Source organism: Ancylobacter mangrovi, assembly GCF_024752355.1.
In the GTDB taxonomy this organism is placed as follows: Bacteria; Pseudomonadota; Alphaproteobacteria; order Rhizobiales; family Xanthobacteraceae; genus Ancylobacter; species Ancylobacter mangrovi.
On sequence record NZ_JANTHZ010000002.1, the window covers coordinates 35,091 to 52,593 of the forward strand.

A 17,503-nucleotide genomic window follows, 5' to 3' on the forward strand; every position below is an offset into this window, starting at 1 on the left:
TCTTAGGTGCCAATGTTCAGTGACTGAAGCGCGCGGGATAGGTGTCGGCCGCGATGTCCATGCACTGGCAGCGGCGGTAAATGCGCTCGTAATGGGGAGAAATGCGCTCCACATCCGCTTCCGACGCGGCTAGCTGCGGCTGGATGCGTCGATGAGCTTCGCGGATTTCCTCGATGATGGCCGCCTCATCGATGCGCGTCAGCTTGCCGTCCTGCTCGATCACCTCGCCGTCGACCATCACGAGGTCGACCTCGGCTCGGCTCGCCGAATAGACGAGCTGGTTCAGCGCGTTGTTCAAAGGGGCGAATGGGATGCGGTCCAGCCGATAGCCGACGACGTCGGCGATACGCCCGGCCTCCACCGCGCCCAGCTCCTTTTCGCGGCCAAGCGCACGGGCGCCGCCCATCGTCGCGGCGTAGAACGCCTCCTCGGCGCCAACCCACTCGGTGTGATCGCCGCGCAGCTTCTGCAGAAGCGCGGTGAGATAAAGCGCGTTCTGCATGTCGGTGCCTTCGATCGAGCCGCAGCCATCCGTGCCCATGCTCACATTCACGCCGGCCTTGAGCAGCGCCCGCACCGGCGCGAGGCCGGAGCCGACCTTCAGATTGGAAGGGGGGTTGTGCTGAATGGAAACGCCGGTCCGGGCGAGGATCTCGATCTCGCGCGGATTCAGCCAGATGCCGTGAATGAACGCCGTCTTCGGCTTCATGAAGCCGATGCGATCGAGATATTCGATCATGGTCGACCCGTAGAACAGCTGGCCGGTGACCACCTGCATGCGCGTTTCCTGCACGTGGATCATCAGCGGCAGGTCGAACTCATCGGCCATTCGGCGCACGTCGAGCAGGAAGGCCTCGGTGCAGCGCTGCGGCGCCGACGGCGCGGCCATGTAGGCGACGCGGTTCGTCGAAGGATGCCGCTCGCGCGCCAGCCCCTTCACGAAGTCGAGCAGCTCGGCACCGCTATACATGCGGGTGCCGTCGAGCTCGGCCAGCAGTTCCTTGGGAAACTCCTCGTCGACGAAGGGGACGGCGCGGAAGAAGGGTCGATCGAACAGGGTGATGCCGACATTGGCCCGGATGCCGATATCCTCATATGCCTGGAAGACCTGCTCCACATGGTCCGGGCGGATACGCGGGCTCTGGTTGGTGTCGTCGCATATGGTCGTCGTGCCGCTGCGCACCGCCTCGATCGCGCCGATCATGGTGCGCAGATAGATGTCGCGGGGCGTGAGCTCGATCGGCTTCAACGGGCGGACATAGTTCATCCAGAGCTCGAGCGGGAGATTGTCCTTCCGCCCCTTGTAAAAGCCCTCATGGCTGTGATGATGGCCATTGATGAGCCCCGCGGCGACGAGCAGGTCCCGCCCGTCGATCACCGTGCCGGCGGGCTCGCGCGCGCCGTGCGGGCGTATCTCGGAGATGACCCGGCCATCGATCTCGATGTCGACGGGCTCCGGCGCGGGCGTCGCATTCTCGCCCATCAGGGCATGGCAGTTGACGATGGTCGTCTTCACGCGGCGTCTCCGGTTCGTGCTGGCCGTTGATCGTTCTCCCGCGTCGGGGACGGCAGGCGTCCTTCCTCGACGGCGTGACAGGACACCCACGCTGCGCCGACGCGGATCGGCTGCGGGGGCTCGCGCGAGCACCGCTCATTGGCCAGCGGACAGCGAGGGTGGAAAGCGCAGCCGGACGGCGGCGCCAGCGGGCTCGGCACCTCGCCCGAAAGTCGGGCACGGGAACGGTTCGGCGCGCGTGGATCCGGCACCGTGTCGAGAAGCAGCCGCGTATAGGGATGAAGCGGCCTCTCGAGGATCTGGCCGGCGTCTCCCTGCTCGACAAGACGGCCGAGATACATCACGCCCATCCGGTCGGCCATGTGCGCGACCACGGCGAGATTGTGCGAGATCAGCAGATAGGTGAGGCCGAGCTCCCTCTGCAGCTTCTTCATCAGGTTGAGGATCTGGGCCTGCACCGAAACGTCGAGCGCGGAGGTCGGCTCGTCACAGACGATGAAGGCGGGGTTCGATGCCAGCGCGCGGGCGATGGAAATGCGCTGACGCTGCCCCCCGGAGAACTGGTGGGGAAATTTCCGCGCATCCGCCGGCGACAACCCGACGACCGACAGAAGCTCGGCGATACGCTCCGTCAATGCGGCGCCGGACGTCATCAGCTTGTGGGTGAGGATCGGCTCGGCAACGATGCGCCCCACCCTCCAGCGCGGATTGAGGCTGGCGTAAGGGTCCTGAAAGATCATCTGCAGATTGCGCCGATACGGCAGCGCCGCATGACGGGTACGAAAGCCGGAAATGTCGACGCCCATGAACGACACCGCACCGGTCGTCGGCGGCTGGATGCCGGCGATGGTGCGCGCGATGGTCGACTTGCCGCAGCCGGATTCGCCGACCAGCGCGAAGGTCGAACCGCGCCCGATCTCGAAATCGACCTCCTCGACCGCATGGACCGCGCGGCGCCCGGCACCCGTCAACAGGCGTTGCAGCAGGGGCGGCGAGGCATCGAAGCGGACCGTCAGCCGGTCCACCGACAGAATTGTGTCCTGCATGCTCATCGAGCCACGCTCCGCGACGTGTCCCCCGCGAACCAGCAGGCGACACGCGACGGCCCGATGACGACGTCGTCGGGGCGCTCCACCGAGCAGCGCGCTTCGGCGATGGAGCAGCGCGGATGGAAGGCGCAGCCGGAGACCGGGGCATCGGGTCGAGGCATCGAGCCGGGTATCTGCGTCAGTTCCACCTCACGCCGGCGCATGTCGGGGATCGAGGCCATCAGCCCGCGCGTATAGGGGTGGGATGCTCCCACAAGAAGCGTCGCCGTCGGGCCGATTTCCACGATGCGCCCCGCATACATGACCGCGACGCGGTCGGTCGCCTCGGCGATGACGCCCATGTCATGCGTCACCAGCATCACCGCCGTGCCGCGCTCGCGGCACATACGGCGCAGCAGGTCGAGGATCTGCGCCTGAATGGACACGTCAAGCGCCGTGGTCGGCTCATCGGCGATGATCAGCCTCGGCTCGCAGCAGAAGGCAAGCGCGAGCACCACGCGCTGGCGCATGCCGCCGGACAGCTCGTGCGGATAGCTCCGCAGCCGCTCGCGCGGGGCCGGGATGCCGACTTCCGCCAGAAGCTGTCCGGCACGCTCCAGAGCCTCTCCCGCCTTCAGCGGCAGGTGCGTCTGGATGGTTTCGACGAGTTGATCGCCGATGGTCATCAGAGGATCGAGGCTGGTCAGCGGATCCTGAAAGACCGCCGCGATCTCCTTGCCCCGCAGGGTGCGCAAGGCGTCCTCGCCCAGCGTGTCGATACGCTGCCCGCCAAACAGAATACGCCCGCCGGCCTGATAGGCGGGCTTCTCCAGCAATCCGAGCACCGCCGTACCGGTGACGGATTTGCCGGCACCGGATTCGCCGACCACGCCGAGGATCTCCCCCTCGGAAATCTCGAACGACACCTCGTCGATTGCGGTCAGGATGCGGGTGCGGGCGGCAATCTCGACCCGCAGGCTTTCGACCTTGAGGAGTGCGCTCATGTGGCAAGCTTCGGGTTCAGCGCGTCGCGCAGCCAGTCGCCGAAGATGTTGACCGACAGCGACAGCATCACGAGCAGCAGGCCCGGCAGCGCGCTGATCCACCAGTCGCCGGAGAACACGAATTCATTGCCGATGCGCACCAGCGATCCCAATGACGGCTGGGTCGGCGGCAGCCCCACGCCAAGGAAGGACAGGGTCGATTCCGTCAGGATGGCCAGCGCCAGATTGATGGTCGCGATGACGAGCACCGGACCCATCGTATTCGGCAGGATGTGCGAGAGCAGGATCCGCGCCGTGCTCACGCCCGTCACGCGCGCCGCCAGCACATATTCGCGTCCACGCTCCACCAGCACGAGGCCACGTACCGTTCGCGCATACTGGACCCAGAAGGATGCCGCGATCGCGGCGACGAGGATCGGGACCGCGAGTTCCTGATGCAGTTCCGCGGGCAGAACGGTGCGCGTCACGCCATCGATCAGCAGCGCGATCAGAATGGCCGGAAAGCTGAGCTGCACATCGGCGGCGCGCATGATGATCGCATCGAGAATGCCGCCGAAATAGCCGGCCACCAGACCGAGAAGCACGCCCGCCACGCCCGCGGCCATGACGCTCGCAAGGCCGACGAGCAACGAGGTCCTGAGGCCGAAGAGCATGGCGGAAAGCATGTCCCGGCCCTGGGGATCGGTTCCCAGAAGATAATAGTCGCCGAACAGTCCCTCGGAGCCCGGCGGCAGGCGCGCATCGGCGGCATTGGCCGCGGCGGGATCAAAGGCGTCATAGGGTGCGAGGGCGTCGGCGCCCAACGCTGCGGCGAGCAAGGCCAGCCCCACCAACGCCGCGAGTATCGCGATCGGCGAGCGGCGGAACCGGTAGGCAATGTCGCTCTGCCACCATTCGGCGGCTGTATGGCGCACGCCGGTCAGGCTCATGCCGCCCTCCCGACCAGGCCGGCGGCCTTAACCCGGGGGTCGATCGCGACGTAGAGCAGATCCACCGCGAGGTTGATGAGCGCGAAACAGAGCGCGATGAGCACCAGATAGGCCGCCAGCAGCGGCACGTCCGCAAACTGGATGGCCTGTATGACAAGCAGGCCAAGTCCCGGCCACTGAAACACCGTCTCGACGATGATGGAGAAGGCGAAGACGTTGCCGAACTGCAGGCCGATCATCGTGACGACGGGAACCAGCGTGTTGCGCAATGCGTGACGATATTCGATCGCACGCGGTCGAAGCCCCCGCGCGCGGGCAAACCGAATGAAGTCGGCGCGCATGACTTCCAGCATTTCCGCCCGCGCCAGCCGCATGATCAGCGCCAGCTGGAAAACGCCGAGCGTGACGCTTGGCAGAACCAGCGCCCGGATGCCGCTCCAGCTCAGGAGGCCCGTGCTCCACCAGCCGAATGACACGACCTGCCCCCGCCCGAAGGAAGGTAGCCATCCCAACCAGACCGAGAAGGTCAGGATGAGCGCGATGCCGATGAGAAAGGTCGGCAGGGCAACACCGATCAGCGACGCTGCGAGCAGCAGCTGGGACAGCCAGTGCCCGCGATGCAGCGCGGTCCAGACCCCGAGCGGCACACCGAGGCCGGTCGCGATCAGCATCGAGATGAGCGCCAGTTCGAGGGTGGCGGGAAAGCGCTCCGCGATCAGCGCCGAGACCGGCTGGCCATAGCGGTAGGAGATGCCGAAGTCCCCCTGCAGCGCATGACCCACGAAACGGAAGAACTGGATGACGAAGGGGTCATCCAGTCCGAGCGCCGCCCGCATCGCCTCACGGTCGGCAAGGCTCGCCGTCTGCCCGACCATGTTGTTCACCGGGTCGCCGACATAACGGAACAGGGAGAAGCTGACGAAGGCCGCGACCAGCAGGACGAGCACCGTCTGCCCGAGCCGTCCAAGAACGAAACCCATGTCGCGGCCTCCAGCCTACCCTCAGTCGAGGGTGACCCACTTCAGTTCAAGACTGTCGTCGGAACGCAGCACCACGTGAACGCCCTTGCGCACGCCCCAGGCAATGCCCGCCTGGTGCACGGGGATGTGGCCGTAATCCTCCTTGTCGAGGGTCATCGCCTCGAAAATCATGGCGTTGCGCTTTGCCGGGTCGACTTCGACCTCGATCTTCTGAGTGAGCGCATCGACCTTCGGGTTGGAATAGTTGCCGATATTGTAGGTGCCGACCTTGCCTTCCGGCGTGTTCATCGTGTCCTGCAGGGTCGAGTGCGCGTCGTAGCTCAGCGGCTGCCAGCCGATCATGGCGAAGGACGTGTCGCGCGCCAGCACCTTCTCGAAGAACTTGGTGCGGGTCTGGGCGTTCAGCGTGACCTTGAGGCCGACACGGGCGAGCATGCCGACGATCGCCTGGCAGATGCGCTCGTCATTCACGTAGCGGTCGTTCGAGCAGTCCATGGTGAAGGAGAAGCCGTCGGGGTAGCCGGCCTCGGCCAGCAGCTTCTTGGACGCTTCGGGATCATAGGGCGCGGCGCGGGTGTCGAGCTTGGGATCGTAGCCGTTGATGCCCGGCGCGATCATGGTACCCGCGATGTGCGAGGTGCCGCCCATGATGCGGTCCTTGATCGCGTTCATGTCGATCGCCTGATAGATCGCCTGGCGAACGCGCTTGTCCTTCAGCGGGTTCTTGCCCTTGACGTCGGAGTTCTGCAGCTCGTCGCGGTGCTGGTCCATGGCGAGCATCATGGTGCGCAGCTCGGAACCCTTGAGCACCTGGGTCGCCTCGTTGCTTTCAATGCGCGCCACGTCCTGCTGCGGCACCGGGTAGACCATGTCCACCTCGCCCGAGAGAAGCGCCGCGACGCGGGTGGCATCCGACTGGATGGGGGTGAAGACGACCTTCGAGACGTTGCTCTCCTTCTCGCCCCACCAGTTCGGGTTCGGCACGAGCACGGTCTTCACGCCGGCCTGCCGGCTCTCGATCATGAACGGGCCGGTGCCGTTGGCGTTGGTGGTGGCGAAGTTCTCGACCTTGGCCTTCACGCTGGAGGGAGCGGTCGCCTCGTGCTTCTCCGCCCAGTCCTTGCTCATGATGTAGGTCGAGGTGATCTGCACCGGCAGGATCGGATTGGGCTTGGCCATGATCAGATCGACCGTGTGATCGTCGACCTTCTTCATGTCGGTCACCGAGGCCACGGTGTAGGCCATGTCGGAGCCGTCCTTCTTGACCCGCTGCAGCGAGAAGATGACGTCATCGGCGGTGAACGGCGTTCCGTCGGCGAACTTCACGCCCTCGCGCAGGTGAAAGCGCCACACCGTGGGCTCCGGCTGCTCCCAGCTTGTGGCGAGCGCGGGCACAAGTTCCAGATTCTTGCCGCGCCCGACGAGAGGCTCGTAGATCTGACCAAGCCAGGAGAGCGTGAAGGTCTCAGCCAGCGCATGGGGATCCAGCGACGCCGGATCGACGCGGTAGGCATAGCGGAACTCCTTGCCGCCATCGGCCGCAGCCGCCGGCAGAATGGCAGGCGAGGCGGCGACGAACAGCGCCGTCAACGCGGTGGTCAGCAGAACCGGAAATCGCATGGCAGGTGCTCCTGGAAGGGATTTTTGAATTCATTTTTCGAACCCGAGTGTGCTCCAATCAAGTGTTCACTTAAATATCAAATAGTAGGCAGCGCATCCTCATGAGATGCCGGCCGCTGCCGAGCCACGCGCCATGGCTTGCTACATATCTGAGCAAAACCGCACAGATGTGGGATTTCTTCCGCATTGACGAAAACCGTCCCACAGGGCAAGAGCTATATGGAGCGGAACGGCCCCGTCGCGTTGGACGTGCCCGCAAAGCACGGCGACTGCCATCAGGTCGGGTATTTTTGAATGCAAAATGATCGCCCCTTCTCAAGACGTCTGATCGGCATGCTGACGCCGTCGTCCAACACGGTGCTGGAGCCCTACACCTCGCTCCTGCTGGAGCCGATGTTTCCCGAGGTGACGGCGCATTTCGGTCGCTTCCGGGTCACCCGCATCGCCCTTGACGAAGGTGCATCGGAGCAGTTCCGTCAGGAGCCAATTCTCGCGGCAGCCGAGTTGCTTGCCGACGCCCGCGTCGATGTGCTCGCCTGGAATGGCACCTCGGCGAGCTGGCTGGGATTCGACACGGATGAGCGCCTCTGCGAGGCCCTCCATGCACGGACCGGCATTCGGGCGACCAGCGCCATTCTCGGCCTCAACGGGCTGATCGAGGAGCGGAGCGTGAAGCGACTTGCGCTCGTCACCCCCTACACACCCGATGTCGGCGAGCGCATCGCCGCGAATTACGCGTCCATCGGCGTGTCGGTTGTTGCCGGCATCCATTGCGGCCTGTCCGACAATTTTTCCTTCGCTGAGATTTCCGAAGCGCAGATCGCGGCCATGTGCGAGGACGTTGCAGCCGCCAAACCGGACGCGATCGCCATCGTGTGCACCAACATGCGCGGGGCCGTGGTCGGGGCCGAAATGGAGCGGCGAATCGGAATTCCGGTCTATGATTCCGTCAGCACCACCCTGTGGGGGTGCCTCAGGGCGCTCGACGTCGCGACCGATCCTCTGGTCCGCTTCGGTTCGATGTTCGCCACTCCGCGCGCTTCCGAGATGGCCCTACCCGCGGAGTGAACATCATGTCGCTGGCTCGTCAGGACGAGGAACCGGAAGCCGTCTCGCTGCACGAGCAGACCGTCAACAAGTTGAGGACGGTTCTTCTGAACGGGGAGTTGAGCGACGGCAGCCGTATCCCGGAGGCCCAGCTATGCCTGCGCTTCGGTGTTTCGCGGACGCCGCTGCGCGAGGCACTCAAGGTCCTTGCGGCGGAGGGCTTCATCGAGCTTCGCCCCAATCGCGGCTCGATTGTCGCCCCGATCGATCCGGTCGACGTTGCCCATGTGTTCGAGCTGAAGGGCGCCATCGAGAACCAGATCGGCCTGCTCGCTGCCCTGCGCGCGACGCCGCAGGATCATGACCGCATCGAGCAGGTGCACAGGGAACTCGCCACTCATCCCGATCCGACGTCCTATACTGAGCTGAATCAGGAGTTTCACCGGGCGCTCGCTACTGCCACGCACAACCCGGTGCTGGTCCAGACCTACGACAATCTGCAGAAGCGCGTCCTGCGGCTTCGTTTCGTGGTCAACGAGAATCCCGTCCGGGTCGCCCAGTCCTTCGACGAGCACGAGGCGATCATGGTCGCGTTTCGTGCCCGCGCGCGTCTCGATCTCGCCGAGCGCCTCGCCGAGCACAACCGCCTCACCGGGGAGGCGGTGCTGCGCACCCTGCGCGGCGAGGATCTGGCTCCCTGACGAGGGGCCGAATGCGTCCGGTGAATTTCTGGGCATTCGCGTCGCGCGCACGCCCAATCCGCACCCGCCGCATATTTTTTCTCGGTTTTTCAGCGAATTAGGCCGACGTGCACTGGCCAATGAAACGGCTTTACCCCCGCCTTCAATCTTCTCAAACTAAGTAAATACTTGATTGGTTCGTCGGTTCCGTTCCGCTGCTTCTCTTTCCCCGGAGACCCGCCATGTCGATCACACGCCGTGCCTTCAATCGCGCCGCACTGGCTGGCGCGGGCCTTGCCGCCGCCGGCCCCTTTGCTGGCGGCCTCATCCGACCCGCCAGTGCGGCCGAGCGTCTGCTCGTCGTGCAATGGGGCGCGCAATGGATCGAGGTCTCCAAGCAGATTGCGGCTGACTTCAACAAGACCAATGACACGCAGATCGCCTGGGAGTTGCATTCGGGTGGTTCGGCGGCGGTGATCGCCAAGATCAAGGCCGTGTGGCCGAACACGCAGTACAATGTCCTCTCGGTCTGGGACCCGGTCTTCCGCACCCTGATCAAGGAAGACTGGCTGGTGCCGATCGACGAGAGCATCGTCACCAATCTCGCCACCATCCCGGACCAGTTTATCCAGAAGAACGACAAGGGTCAGAAGATGACCGTGCCGCTTTCGACGGCCGGCGCCTTCTGGGGCTATCGGGACGACCTGCTTCCGGGCGGCTTCGACTCCATCGAGGATCTGCTGCGTCCCGAGTTCAAGGGCAAGCTCTGCGTGCCCTACCCGATCAACCTCACCGGGCTGTTCATCGTGAGCTGCGCCATCCAGCGCGGCGGCGACGAGAAGAACGCCGAACCCGGCTGGGATTTCGTCAAGGAACTGGCCTCCAAGGGGCAGATCGGCGAAATCTGCACGAGCAATTCCGAGTACATCAACGCCATGGCGACGGGGCAGTATTCCGTCGGCTTCTGGAACAATGGCGGATGGTTCGCCACCGCCAAGAACTTCCCGGTCAAGCTGAAGAACCGCATGCCGGACAACAAGGGCTTCCTCTACAATGAGGGCTTCTGTGTGCTGAAGGGGTGTCCGGAGAAGGCCGCCTTCGAGTTCGCCAACTTCTTCGCCGAACCGAAGATGAACGAGCTTTACAACATGAACCTCGGCTCGGGCCCGACGCAGCCCTCGGCCAAGACCAACCCCATGCTGGTCGACTGGTACTACAAGCCCGACGAGCTGGCGAAGTACGCCTATTTTGCCGACTTCGCTTATCTCAGTTCGGTGATGAACGAGTGGAACGCGCGCTGGGAGCGCGAGATCGTTCCGCTGGTCCGGCGCGGCTGAGCGGCGGCACCAGGATGGGCAGCGGCGCGATGAAACGTCCAGGACTGACGGCGGCCATGCTCTGGCCGGCGCTCGTCATCATGGCGCCGCTGCTGCTCGGGCCGCTCCTTGCCCTCCTTCACGAGAGCCTGAAGCCCTATGTCGGCGGGCGCATCGGTGGCGACGATGCCGGTGCGCTCACGCTCGCGAACTATGCCGAGATCGCGGCGCCGGAATATGTGCGCTACTTCCTGGATACGTTTCGGGTCGGCCTCATCAGTTCCGGCCTTGCACTGGTGCTGGGCTTTCCGATGGCGCATTTCATCGTTCGCCGGGCCAGCCCGCCGGTGAGGCGCCTTCTTATCGGAGGACTGGTGGGGACGTTGTTCCTCAGCCTCATCGTTCGCGTCTACGCGATTTCGATGACCTTCGGCCCGCTCGGTCCGCTGTCGGGCTTCAGCCGGCTGCTCGGCATCGCGTCGAACAGCCCCGACGGGGCGGAGCTGATGGTCGTGCTCGGGCTCATGAACACGACGCTGCCGCTCGTCGCCCTCACGCTCATCGGCACGCTGCAGAACATCAATCCGCGTCTCGAGGAAGCGGCGATGTCCCTCGGCGCGCCGCGCTGGAAGACGTTTTTCCTCGTAACGGTGATGATGTGCCTGCCGGGGATCCTCTCCGCCGGAATCACTGCCTACGCGTTCTGCATCAGCAATCTGGTGGTTCCGATGCTGGTGGGGCGGGGCTTCATCCTGTTCGTGTCGAACCTCATCTACGCCCGGTTCTCGGAGGTCGCGAACTTCCCCGGCGGCGCCGCCCTTTCCATCGCCATGATGGTGATCTCGGTGGGGCTGTTCTACGGGCTGCTGCACCTGGTGCGCAGTACCTGGCAGGAGGCGGGCAAGTGAGCAAGCGGATCGCCGATGCGCTGTTCGAGGCGGCGTATCTCTCGCTGATCACACTGTTCATCGCCTTTTCGGTGATCCCCGTGCTGGTCGCGCTGGTCCTCTCCTTCGACGCGCGCGGCTTCATGGGGCCGTTCCCCCCGACCCAGTTTTCGCTGCGCTGGTACGAGCGCTTCCTGGCCGACGACTACTATCACGCAGGCCTCGCAACGAGCCTGATCGTCGCCACCGTCGCGACGCTGATCGCGACGCTCGCGGGCACGCTCGCGGCGATCGCGTTGAGCCGGGCGACCTTCCGGGGCCGGGCCGCGCTGCAAGCGGCGCTGCTTTCGCCGCTGGTGGTGCCGAACGTCGTGCTCGGCTTCGGCATGCTCGTCTTTGCCGCGCGGCTGGGCATCGTCGACGGCATGACGCGGCTCATCATGGGGCACGTACTGATCACGTTTCCCTATGTCATGCGAACCACCGCCGCCTCTCTGGTCGGCATCCGGGCGAGCTATTACGAGGCGGCGCTGAGCCTCGGGGCGCAGCCGTGGAAGGCTCTCGTGCAGGTGACGCTGCCGCTGGCACGCACGGGCATCCTCGCCGGCGCGACGTTCGGTTTCGTCACCTCCTTCGACGATGTGGGCGTCAGCCTGTTTCTCACCGATGCCTTCACTTACACGCTTCCGGTGGCCATCCTCGCCCAGATGCGCGCCAATCTTGATCTGACGATCGCAGCCCTGTCGGTCATCTTCGTCGTCGCGACCGTCCTCCTGATCGTGCTGCTCGATCGTCTTGCGGGGCTCGACGCGATCGTCGGGCGTGGAGTTTACGGGCGTTGAGCATGGCTGTCCTCGAACTGCAGAACATCACGAAGCGCTTCGGCTCCGCGGCAGCGGTCGACGACGTTTCCTTCGAGGTCCAGCGCGGCGAGATCCTTGCCCTGCTCGGTCCCAGCGGCTGCGGCAAGACCACCACGCTGCGGATGATCGCGGGATTCGAATGGCCCGATGAGGGACGAATCTTCATCGGCGGCGACGATATGGAGTTGCGCCAACCCTATGAGCGGAACGTCGGCCTCGTCTTCCAGGACTACGCCCTCTTCCCGCATATGAGCGTTGCGCAGAACATCGCCTTCGGCATGAAGAACCGCGGCGTGAAGCGCGCGGAAATCGGCCGACGCGTCGCGGAAGCGCTGGAGCAGGTCCAGCTTCCCGGCATGGAGAGCCGGCGCCCAAGCGCCCTCAGCGGCGGCCAGCAGCAGCGCGTCGCCCTCGCCCGTGCGCTCGTCACGCGTCCGGATATCATGCTGCTGGACGAACCGTTGTCGAATCTCGATGCCAAGCTGCGCCTCCAGCTGCGCCGCGAGATCCGGACCATTCTGGGCACGTTCGGCTGCACCTCGATCATCGTCACCCATGATCAGGAAGAAGCCATGGGTCTCGCCGACCGCATCGTGCTGATGAACAAGGGGCGGATCGAGCAGATCGATACGCCGCACGCGCTCTACCAGACACCCCGCACGCTGTTCGCCGCCGACTTCATCGGTCATGCCAACTGGATCGGCGGAATGCTGTCCCGGCGCGGCGGCGAGGCTGGCGTCGTTAAGACGGCGCTGGGCGAGATACCGGTCATGTCGGGCGACCTCGGCGACGGACCGGCCACGCTCTGCATCCGCCCGGAACGGTTGTCCCTTCTCGACGCCGCCGCCCGCCCGGACACCGCGCTCGACGCGGTGGTCGAGCGGCATGACCTGACGGGGGCGGATCTGCGCATCTGGTCGCGCCTTGCGGACGGAACGCTCGTCCAGTCGCTCGAAAAGAACGTCGGCCGGCACCTTCCCGAGCCGGGCACGGCTGTAAGGCTCGGCTTTCGGATGGCGGACTGTGTCGTCCTTCCCGGCAGGAGACCGCAAGCATGACGGCGCGCCCACTGGCAATCCGTGGCGGGCTCGTCGCCTTTCCTTCGCAAGGCGAGGTCCGCCCCGCCGACCTCCTTGTCGCGGACGGGCGCATCGCTGCCGTTCTGCCGCCGGGAGCCTCCATGCCGGAGGACGCCGAACGTCTCGATGCGTCGGATCGGCTGGTTATGCCGGGCCTCGTGAATGCCCATACGCACAGCCATCTCGCCATCGCCAAGGGCATATCGCGCTCCTGGACGCTTGAGCTTCACCTGCATAACGGCCCCTGGACCGGCGGTGGGCAGAGCCTCGCGGACCGCTATCTGTTGGCACAGGCTTCAGCGGCGGAGATGCTGCTGAAGGGCTGCACGGCCTGTTACGACCTGGTGCTGGAACTGCCCAGCCCTTCGCCCGAGGGCATGTTCGCCACCGCATCGGGCTATCTCGACGCGGGCATGCGAGCCGTCGTCGCGCCGATGCTTGCGGACCGGACCTTCTGGCAGGCGATCCCCGGCCTGCGAGAGGCCTTGCCGGCAGACGCGCAGGCTCAGGTCGACGCCATCCGCCTCGGCGGACACGATATTGCGCTCGAGGCCTGCCAACGCATTCTCGCCGAATGGCCCCATGACCGCACGCGCGTACGCCCCGGTCTTGCACCCACCATTCCGCTGCACTGCTCCGACGACTTCTGGGCCGGATGCCGCGCTCTTGCCGATCGATACGGCGCTCCGATGCACACGCATCTGGCGGAATCCAAGATCCAGGCCCTTGCCGGCCAGGCTCGTTACGGCATGAGCCTCACGGCTCATCTCGACCGGCTCGGCATTCTGGCCCCCGATGTGACCGCCGCCCACGGCATCTGGCTCGATGCGGCCGATCTGGAGATCCTGGCGAAGCGCGGCTGTTCGGTCGCGCATAACCCGTCGAGCAATTTCCGGCTGGGCAGCGGCGTCGCTGATGTCCCGACCATGGTGAGCGCCGGGATTCGGGTCGGGCTCGGCAGCGATGCGTGCAGTTGCTCGGATCACCAGAACCTGTTCGAGGTGATGCGCCTCGCCTGCTACCTGCCGCGCACCGCCTCATTCGATCCCGAGGATTGGCTGACCCCGCGCGATATCTTCGAGATGGCGACCTGCGGCAGCGCGCGGGCGCTCGGCCTGCAGGACGTGACCGGCGACATCCGTCGGGGCCTCGCCGCCGATCTCGTCTTCCTCGATCTTGGCACGGTGAACTTCACCCCGCTCAACGACGCGATCCATCAGCTGGTCCTTGCCGAGGAAGGTCGCAGCATCACGCGCGTCATGGTCGGTGGGCGTACCGTGGTGCAGGACGGGCGCCTTCTCGCGATCGACTACCCGGCGCTCAGGGCGCGGCTGAACGAGCGGGCACGCGAGATCTTTGCCGCCAACGCCCCGCGCAAGGCGTCCCTTTCCGCCATCGAACCCTTCGTCAGCCATTTCTGCGTCGGCCTCGCGCAGGGACGCATCGAACTCGCCGGGAGCCTCCCCTCATGAGCACGACGACCGATGTCGCCGGCCTGAACGCCGCCCTCACGCCCCTTCTGACACAGCTGATGGCGCTCACGGGCGCCATGCGGTGTACGGTGCGCATGGATTACCCCGCGCTTGGCCTCAGCGTGAACGTGCCCTGCGCCGAGGTGCTTGCCCCCTCGGCCCCAAGCATGATGGGCAACAGCGCCGTCGATCATCGCCGGGCGCGAACCGTGCGGTGGATCGAGAAAAACCGTCGGACACTCGTTCAGGGCGATGTCTTCGCGGACGCTTCTCTCGCCCCTCCTCAAGCGCTGGTGCAGATCTTCGGTACCCGCTCGCAGATCGTCGCGCCACTGATCGGTCGCGACGACTACCTCTTCGGCTGGGTCTCGGCACATTTCGCCCAGGGCCCGCGCGAATTCGAGCCCGCCATTATCGCCGCGATGGAGGAGGCGCGCGTCGCTGCGCTGGCTGTTCCCGGCATGCCGCTGGAGATCTGAATGGACTCCACCCCCGCCGCGCCCTTCGACCTTCTCATCGAGAATGTGCTCGTCATCACGGGCGAGCCGGGTGCCGCGCCGATCCATGGCGGACGGATCGCCGTGCGGGGTGATCGCCTCGCCCTGGTCGACACCGCCGACGGCGCGCCTCCCCTGGCGCGTGAGATCGTGGACGGGCGAGGGCTGCTGGCCATCCCCGGGCTGATCAACATCCACACCCATTCGGTGCTCTCGCTGATGCGCGGCGTGGCCGAAGACATGGGCTTCGCGCCGGCCTATACGCCCGGCGTGCCTCAGGGCCACGCCATCGCTGCCGGGGATGCCGTGGCACTCGCCCGCCTCGGAGCGCTGGAATCCTTGAAATTCGGCACGACGCTCATCAACGACATGTATGTCCATGTCGAGGAGACGCTTCCTGCCATGGCGGATCTCGGCCTGCGGGTAAGCGCGAGCGATCGGCTGCACGATGTGGACTTCACCCGCGTGCAGCAGGGACAGTGGGAATACGATCCGAACATCGGCCGGCGATCGCTCGATGCCGCACTGGCCCTGGCTGAACGTTTCCATGGCAGCCATGACGGCCGCGTCTCGGTCGCCCTTGGCCCGCACGCACCGGACACCTGCTCACGCGATTTTCTCACCGAGATCCGCGCCGCGCGCGACGCCACCGGCCTGGTGGTTTCGACCCACCTCTCCCAGAGCCGGCTCGAGGTCGAATTGATCGCCCGCCGGGATGGCATGACGCCGACGGAGCTGCTCGACGATGTCGGCCTTCTCGACGACCGGCTGATCGCCGCCCACTGCATCATGATGAACGACACCGACATCGCCCGGGCCGGCGCAGCCGGCATCACGGTCGCACACGTGCCCAAGGGCAATGCCGGCGGTGGCATGATGGCCCCGACCCGGCGCCTCAGGGAGGCCGGTGCCAATCTCGCCCTCGCGACCGACAATCTGCTTGGCGACATGATCGAGGCCATGCGCTGGGCGCTGTGCATCGGCCGGCTGCAGGCCGGCGGCGTGGCCCCCGACTGGCAGCCCGAGGACGTCTTCGCGATGGCGACACTGAACGGCGCCCGCGCCCTCCGGCTCGATGAGGACATCGGGTCGCTGGTTCCGGGCAAGAAGGCCGATATCGTGCTCGTCGACATTGATCGACCGAGCTTCGTACCTCTGCTGGACCCGTTGGGAAATCTGGTTCATTGCGGCCAGGGAAGCCACGTCCGGCACGTATTCATCGACGGCATCGCCCGTGTGCGCGACGGACGCGCAGTGGGCATCGATGAGGAAAGCATCTGCCGGCAGGCCCAGCGGGCCGCCGAGACGATTTGGCAACAGGCGGCGGCTTGAGCCGGCGCGAGGGAGCATTGTCGATGGATCTGATCATACGGAACGCCCGTCTTCCCGATGCCCCGGAGCATCTGACCGACATCGGAATTTCAGCGGGCCGCATCGCGGTGATCGAGCCGAACCTCAGCGCCGAGGGAGAGGAACTGGACGTCGGCGGTCGTCTTGTCGCGCCGGGTTTCGTCGAAACCCATATCCATCTCGACAAGTCCTGCATTCTGGACCGTTGCCAGTCGCAGAAAGGCGATCTCGCCGAAGCCATTGGTGAGGTCGCCAAGGCCAAGGCCGGCTTCACCCCGGAAGACGTCTACCAGCGCGGCAAGCGCACGCTGGAAAAGTGCCTGATGCAGGGCACGACCCATATGCGCACCCAGCTCGAGGTCGATCCCGGTATCGGCCTGCGCGGCCTTGAGGGTGTGCTGCCGCTGATCGAGGAATATCGCTGGGCGATCGACATCGAGATCTGCGTCTTCCCGCAGGAAGGCCTGCTCAACAATCCCGGTACGGACGAGCTGATGGTCGAGGCTCTGAAGAAGGGCGCGCGGGTCGTCGGCGCCGCGCCCTATACGGATTCGGACCCGCACGGCCAGATCGACCGGGTCTTCGAGATGGCGCGCGAGTTCGACGCCGATATCGACATGCATCTCGACTTCGGCCCGACGGCCGAGAACCTCGATCTCGACTATGTCTGCGCCATGGCGGACCGCTACCGTTGGGGCGGACGCACGGCCATCGGCCACGTCACGAAGCTTTCCGCCGCAAGCGCCACGCGCTTCGACGCCGCGGCGCAACGCATGCGCGACGCCGGCGTCGCGCTTACCGTCCTGCCCTCGACCGATCTCTTCCTCATGGGACGCGATTGCGAGTGCAACCAGCCGCGTGGCGTCACCCACGCCCACAAGCTCGTCCACCACGGCGTGAATTGCTCGCTCTCGACCAACAACGTGTTGAACCCGTTCACGCCTTTCGGTGACTGTTCCCTGATCCGCATGGCGAACCTCAACGCAAACATCTGCCATATCGGCGCGACCGAAGACATTCGCGAGTGTTTCAACATGATCACCGAGCGTTCCGCGCGCCTCATCAATGCCCGCGACTATGGCCTAGCCCCCGGCAAGTCGGCGGACTTCGTCGTGCTCGACTGCCAGACCCGGGAAGCGGCCGTGGCCGAACTTGCCCCGGTGCTGTTCGCCTACAAGCGCGGACGACGCACCATGACCCGTCCGGCAGCGACGCTGCATCTCCCGAACTGAAAC

The 17,503-nt window shown here is 65.4% G+C and carries 16 protein-coding genes; 10 read left to right on the forward strand and 6 right to left on the reverse strand.

Going from position 1 to position 17,503, the window contains the following annotated elements; genetic code table 11:
• Window positions 1–16 precede the first annotated feature (16 nt).
• From NVS89_RS05530 to NVS89_RS05555, 6 genes are read right to left on the reverse strand one after another with little or no spacing between them, the layout of a single operon-like run.
• Window positions 17–1,516, reverse strand: coding sequence for an amidohydrolase family protein (locus NVS89_RS05530; protein WP_258731571.1), 1,500 nt, complete (start codon window positions 1,514–1,516; stop codon window positions 17–19).
• A complete protein-coding gene (locus NVS89_RS05535) occupies window positions 1,513–2,568 on the reverse strand; it encodes an ABC transporter ATP-binding protein (protein ID WP_374114528.1) in 1,056 nt (351 codons plus the stop codon). Before NVS89_RS05535 ends, NVS89_RS05530 begins: the two co-directional genes overlap by 4 nt.
• Window positions 2,565–3,548: an ABC transporter ATP-binding protein gene (locus NVS89_RS05540; RefSeq protein WP_258731572.1), complete on the reverse strand. Its 984-nt coding sequence runs from the start codon at window positions 3,546–3,548 to the stop codon at window positions 2,565–2,567. The genes NVS89_RS05535 and NVS89_RS05540 overlap by 4 nt, the downstream gene beginning before the upstream one ends.
• On the reverse strand, window positions 3,545–4,477 hold the full coding sequence (locus NVS89_RS05545) for an ABC transporter permease (RefSeq protein WP_258731573.1): 933 nt from the start codon (window positions 4,475–4,477) through the stop codon (window positions 3,545–3,547). Before NVS89_RS05545 ends, NVS89_RS05540 begins: the two co-directional genes overlap by 4 nt.
• Window positions 4,474–5,457 carry an ABC transporter permease gene (locus NVS89_RS05550; RefSeq protein WP_258731574.1) on the reverse strand — a complete coding sequence of 328 codons (984 nt, stop codon included), beginning with the start codon at window positions 5,455–5,457 and terminating at the stop codon, window positions 4,474–4,476. Before NVS89_RS05550 ends, NVS89_RS05545 begins: the two co-directional genes overlap by 4 nt.
• A 21-nt stretch (window positions 5,458–5,478) precedes the next feature.
• Complete coding sequence (locus tag NVS89_RS05555) at window positions 5,479–7,077, reverse strand: ABC transporter substrate-binding protein (RefSeq protein ID WP_258731575.1); 1,599 nt, start codon at window positions 7,075–7,077, stop codon at window positions 5,479–5,481.
• A 294-nt stretch (window positions 7,078–7,371) separates the two neighbouring features.
• Between NVS89_RS05555 and NVS89_RS05560 the strand changes: the two genes are divergently transcribed.
• The 10 genes from NVS89_RS05560 to NVS89_RS05605 all read left to right on the forward strand — a co-directional run bounded on the left by NVS89_RS05560 (window position 7,372) and on the right by NVS89_RS05605 (window position 17,500).
• Window positions 7,372–8,145, forward strand: a complete 774-nt coding sequence (locus NVS89_RS05560) for a maleate cis-trans isomerase family protein (protein ID WP_258731576.1) — start codon at window positions 7,372–7,374, stop codon at window positions 8,143–8,145.
• 5 nt (window positions 8,146–8,150) lie between these two features.
• Window positions 8,151–8,825 carry a GntR family transcriptional regulator gene (locus NVS89_RS05565; protein ID WP_258731577.1) on the forward strand — a complete coding sequence of 225 codons (675 nt, stop codon included), beginning with the start codon at window positions 8,151–8,153 and terminating at the stop codon, window positions 8,823–8,825.
• 221 nt (window positions 8,826–9,046) lie between these two features.
• The gene (locus NVS89_RS05570) at window positions 9,047–10,141 is read left to right on the forward strand and encodes an extracellular solute-binding protein (RefSeq protein ID WP_258731578.1); all 1,095 of its coding nucleotides are present in this window, start codon (window positions 9,047–9,049) and stop codon (window positions 10,139–10,141) included.
• Window positions 10,090–11,028, forward strand: coding sequence for an ABC transporter permease (locus NVS89_RS05575; RefSeq protein ID WP_258731579.1), 939 nt, complete (start codon window positions 10,090–10,092; stop codon window positions 11,026–11,028). Before NVS89_RS05570 ends, NVS89_RS05575 begins: the two co-directional genes overlap by 52 nt.
• Window positions 11,025–11,849 (forward strand): ABC transporter permease, encoded by an 825-nt coding sequence (locus tag NVS89_RS05580; RefSeq protein WP_258731580.1) that lies wholly within the window; start codon window positions 11,025–11,027, stop codon window positions 11,847–11,849. Before NVS89_RS05575 ends, NVS89_RS05580 begins: the two co-directional genes overlap by 4 nt.
• Window positions 11,850–11,851: 2 nt before the next feature.
• Window positions 11,852–12,928 (forward strand): ABC transporter ATP-binding protein, encoded by a 1,077-nt coding sequence (locus tag NVS89_RS05585; protein WP_258731581.1) that lies wholly within the window; start codon window positions 11,852–11,854, stop codon window positions 12,926–12,928.
• Window positions 12,925–14,421, forward strand: a complete 1,497-nt coding sequence (locus tag NVS89_RS05590) for an amidohydrolase family protein (RefSeq protein WP_258731582.1) — start codon at window positions 12,925–12,927, stop codon at window positions 14,419–14,421. Before NVS89_RS05585 ends, NVS89_RS05590 begins: the two co-directional genes overlap by 4 nt.
• The gene (locus tag NVS89_RS05595; RefSeq protein ID WP_258731583.1) at window positions 14,418–14,900 is read left to right on the forward strand and encodes a GAF domain-containing protein; all 483 of its coding nucleotides are present in this window, start codon (window positions 14,418–14,420) and stop codon (window positions 14,898–14,900) included. Before NVS89_RS05590 ends, NVS89_RS05595 begins: the two co-directional genes overlap by 4 nt.
• The gene (locus NVS89_RS05600) at window positions 14,901–16,250 is read left to right on the forward strand and encodes an amidohydrolase family protein (RefSeq protein ID WP_258731584.1); all 1,350 of its coding nucleotides are present in this window, start codon (window positions 14,901–14,903) and stop codon (window positions 16,248–16,250) included. It begins immediately after the preceding gene.
• A gap of 23 nt (window positions 16,251–16,273) precedes the next feature.
• Window positions 16,274–17,500 carry an amidohydrolase family protein gene (locus tag NVS89_RS05605; protein WP_258732347.1) on the forward strand — a complete coding sequence of 409 codons (1,227 nt, stop codon included), beginning with the start codon at window positions 16,274–16,276 and terminating at the stop codon, window positions 17,498–17,500.
• Window positions 17,501–17,503 lie beyond the last annotated feature (3 nt).

Excerpts from the sequence above, each read along its gene's own strand:
- NVS89_RS05565 (WP_258731577.1), top strand. The coding sequence starts at position 8,151 with ATGTCGCTGGCTCGTCAGGACGAGGAACCGGAAGCCGTCTCGCTGCAC.
- NVS89_RS05550 (WP_258731574.1), bottom strand. The coding sequence starts at position 5,457 with ATGGGTTTCGTTCTTGGACGGCTCGGGCAGACGGTGCTCGTCCTGCTG.
- NVS89_RS05540 (WP_258731572.1), bottom strand. The coding sequence starts at position 3,548 with ATGAGCGCACTCCTCAAGGTCGAAAGCCTGCGGGTCGAGATTGCCGCC.
- NVS89_RS05595 (WP_258731583.1), top strand. The coding sequence starts at position 14,418 with ATGAGCACGACGACCGATGTCGCCGGCCTGAACGCCGCCCTCACGCCC.
- NVS89_RS05585 (WP_258731581.1), top strand. The coding sequence starts at position 11,852 with ATGGCTGTCCTCGAACTGCAGAACATCACGAAGCGCTTCGGCTCCGCG.
- NVS89_RS05560 (WP_258731576.1), top strand. The coding sequence starts at position 7,372 with ATGCAAAATGATCGCCCCTTCTCAAGACGTCTGATCGGCATGCTGACG.
- NVS89_RS05545 (WP_258731573.1), bottom strand. The coding sequence starts at position 4,477 with ATGAGCCTGACCGGCGTGCGCCATACAGCCGCCGAATGGTGGCAGAGC.
- NVS89_RS05605 (WP_258732347.1), top strand. The coding sequence starts at position 16,274 with ATGGATCTGATCATACGGAACGCCCGTCTTCCCGATGCCCCGGAGCAT.
- NVS89_RS05535 (WP_374114528.1), bottom strand. The coding sequence starts at position 2,568 with ATGAGCATGCAGGACACAATTCTGTCGGTGGACCGGCTGACGGTCCGC.
- NVS89_RS05570 (WP_258731578.1), top strand. The coding sequence starts at position 9,047 with ATGTCGATCACACGCCGTGCCTTCAATCGCGCCGCACTGGCTGGCGCG.
- NVS89_RS05590 (WP_258731582.1), top strand. The coding sequence starts at position 12,925 with ATGACGGCGCGCCCACTGGCAATCCGTGGCGGGCTCGTCGCCTTTCCT.
- NVS89_RS05555 (WP_258731575.1), bottom strand. The coding sequence starts at position 7,077 with ATGCGATTTCCGGTTCTGCTGACCACCGCGTTGACGGCGCTGTTCGTC.
- NVS89_RS05600 (WP_258731584.1), top strand. The coding sequence starts at position 14,901 with ATGGACTCCACCCCCGCCGCGCCCTTCGACCTTCTCATCGAGAATGTG.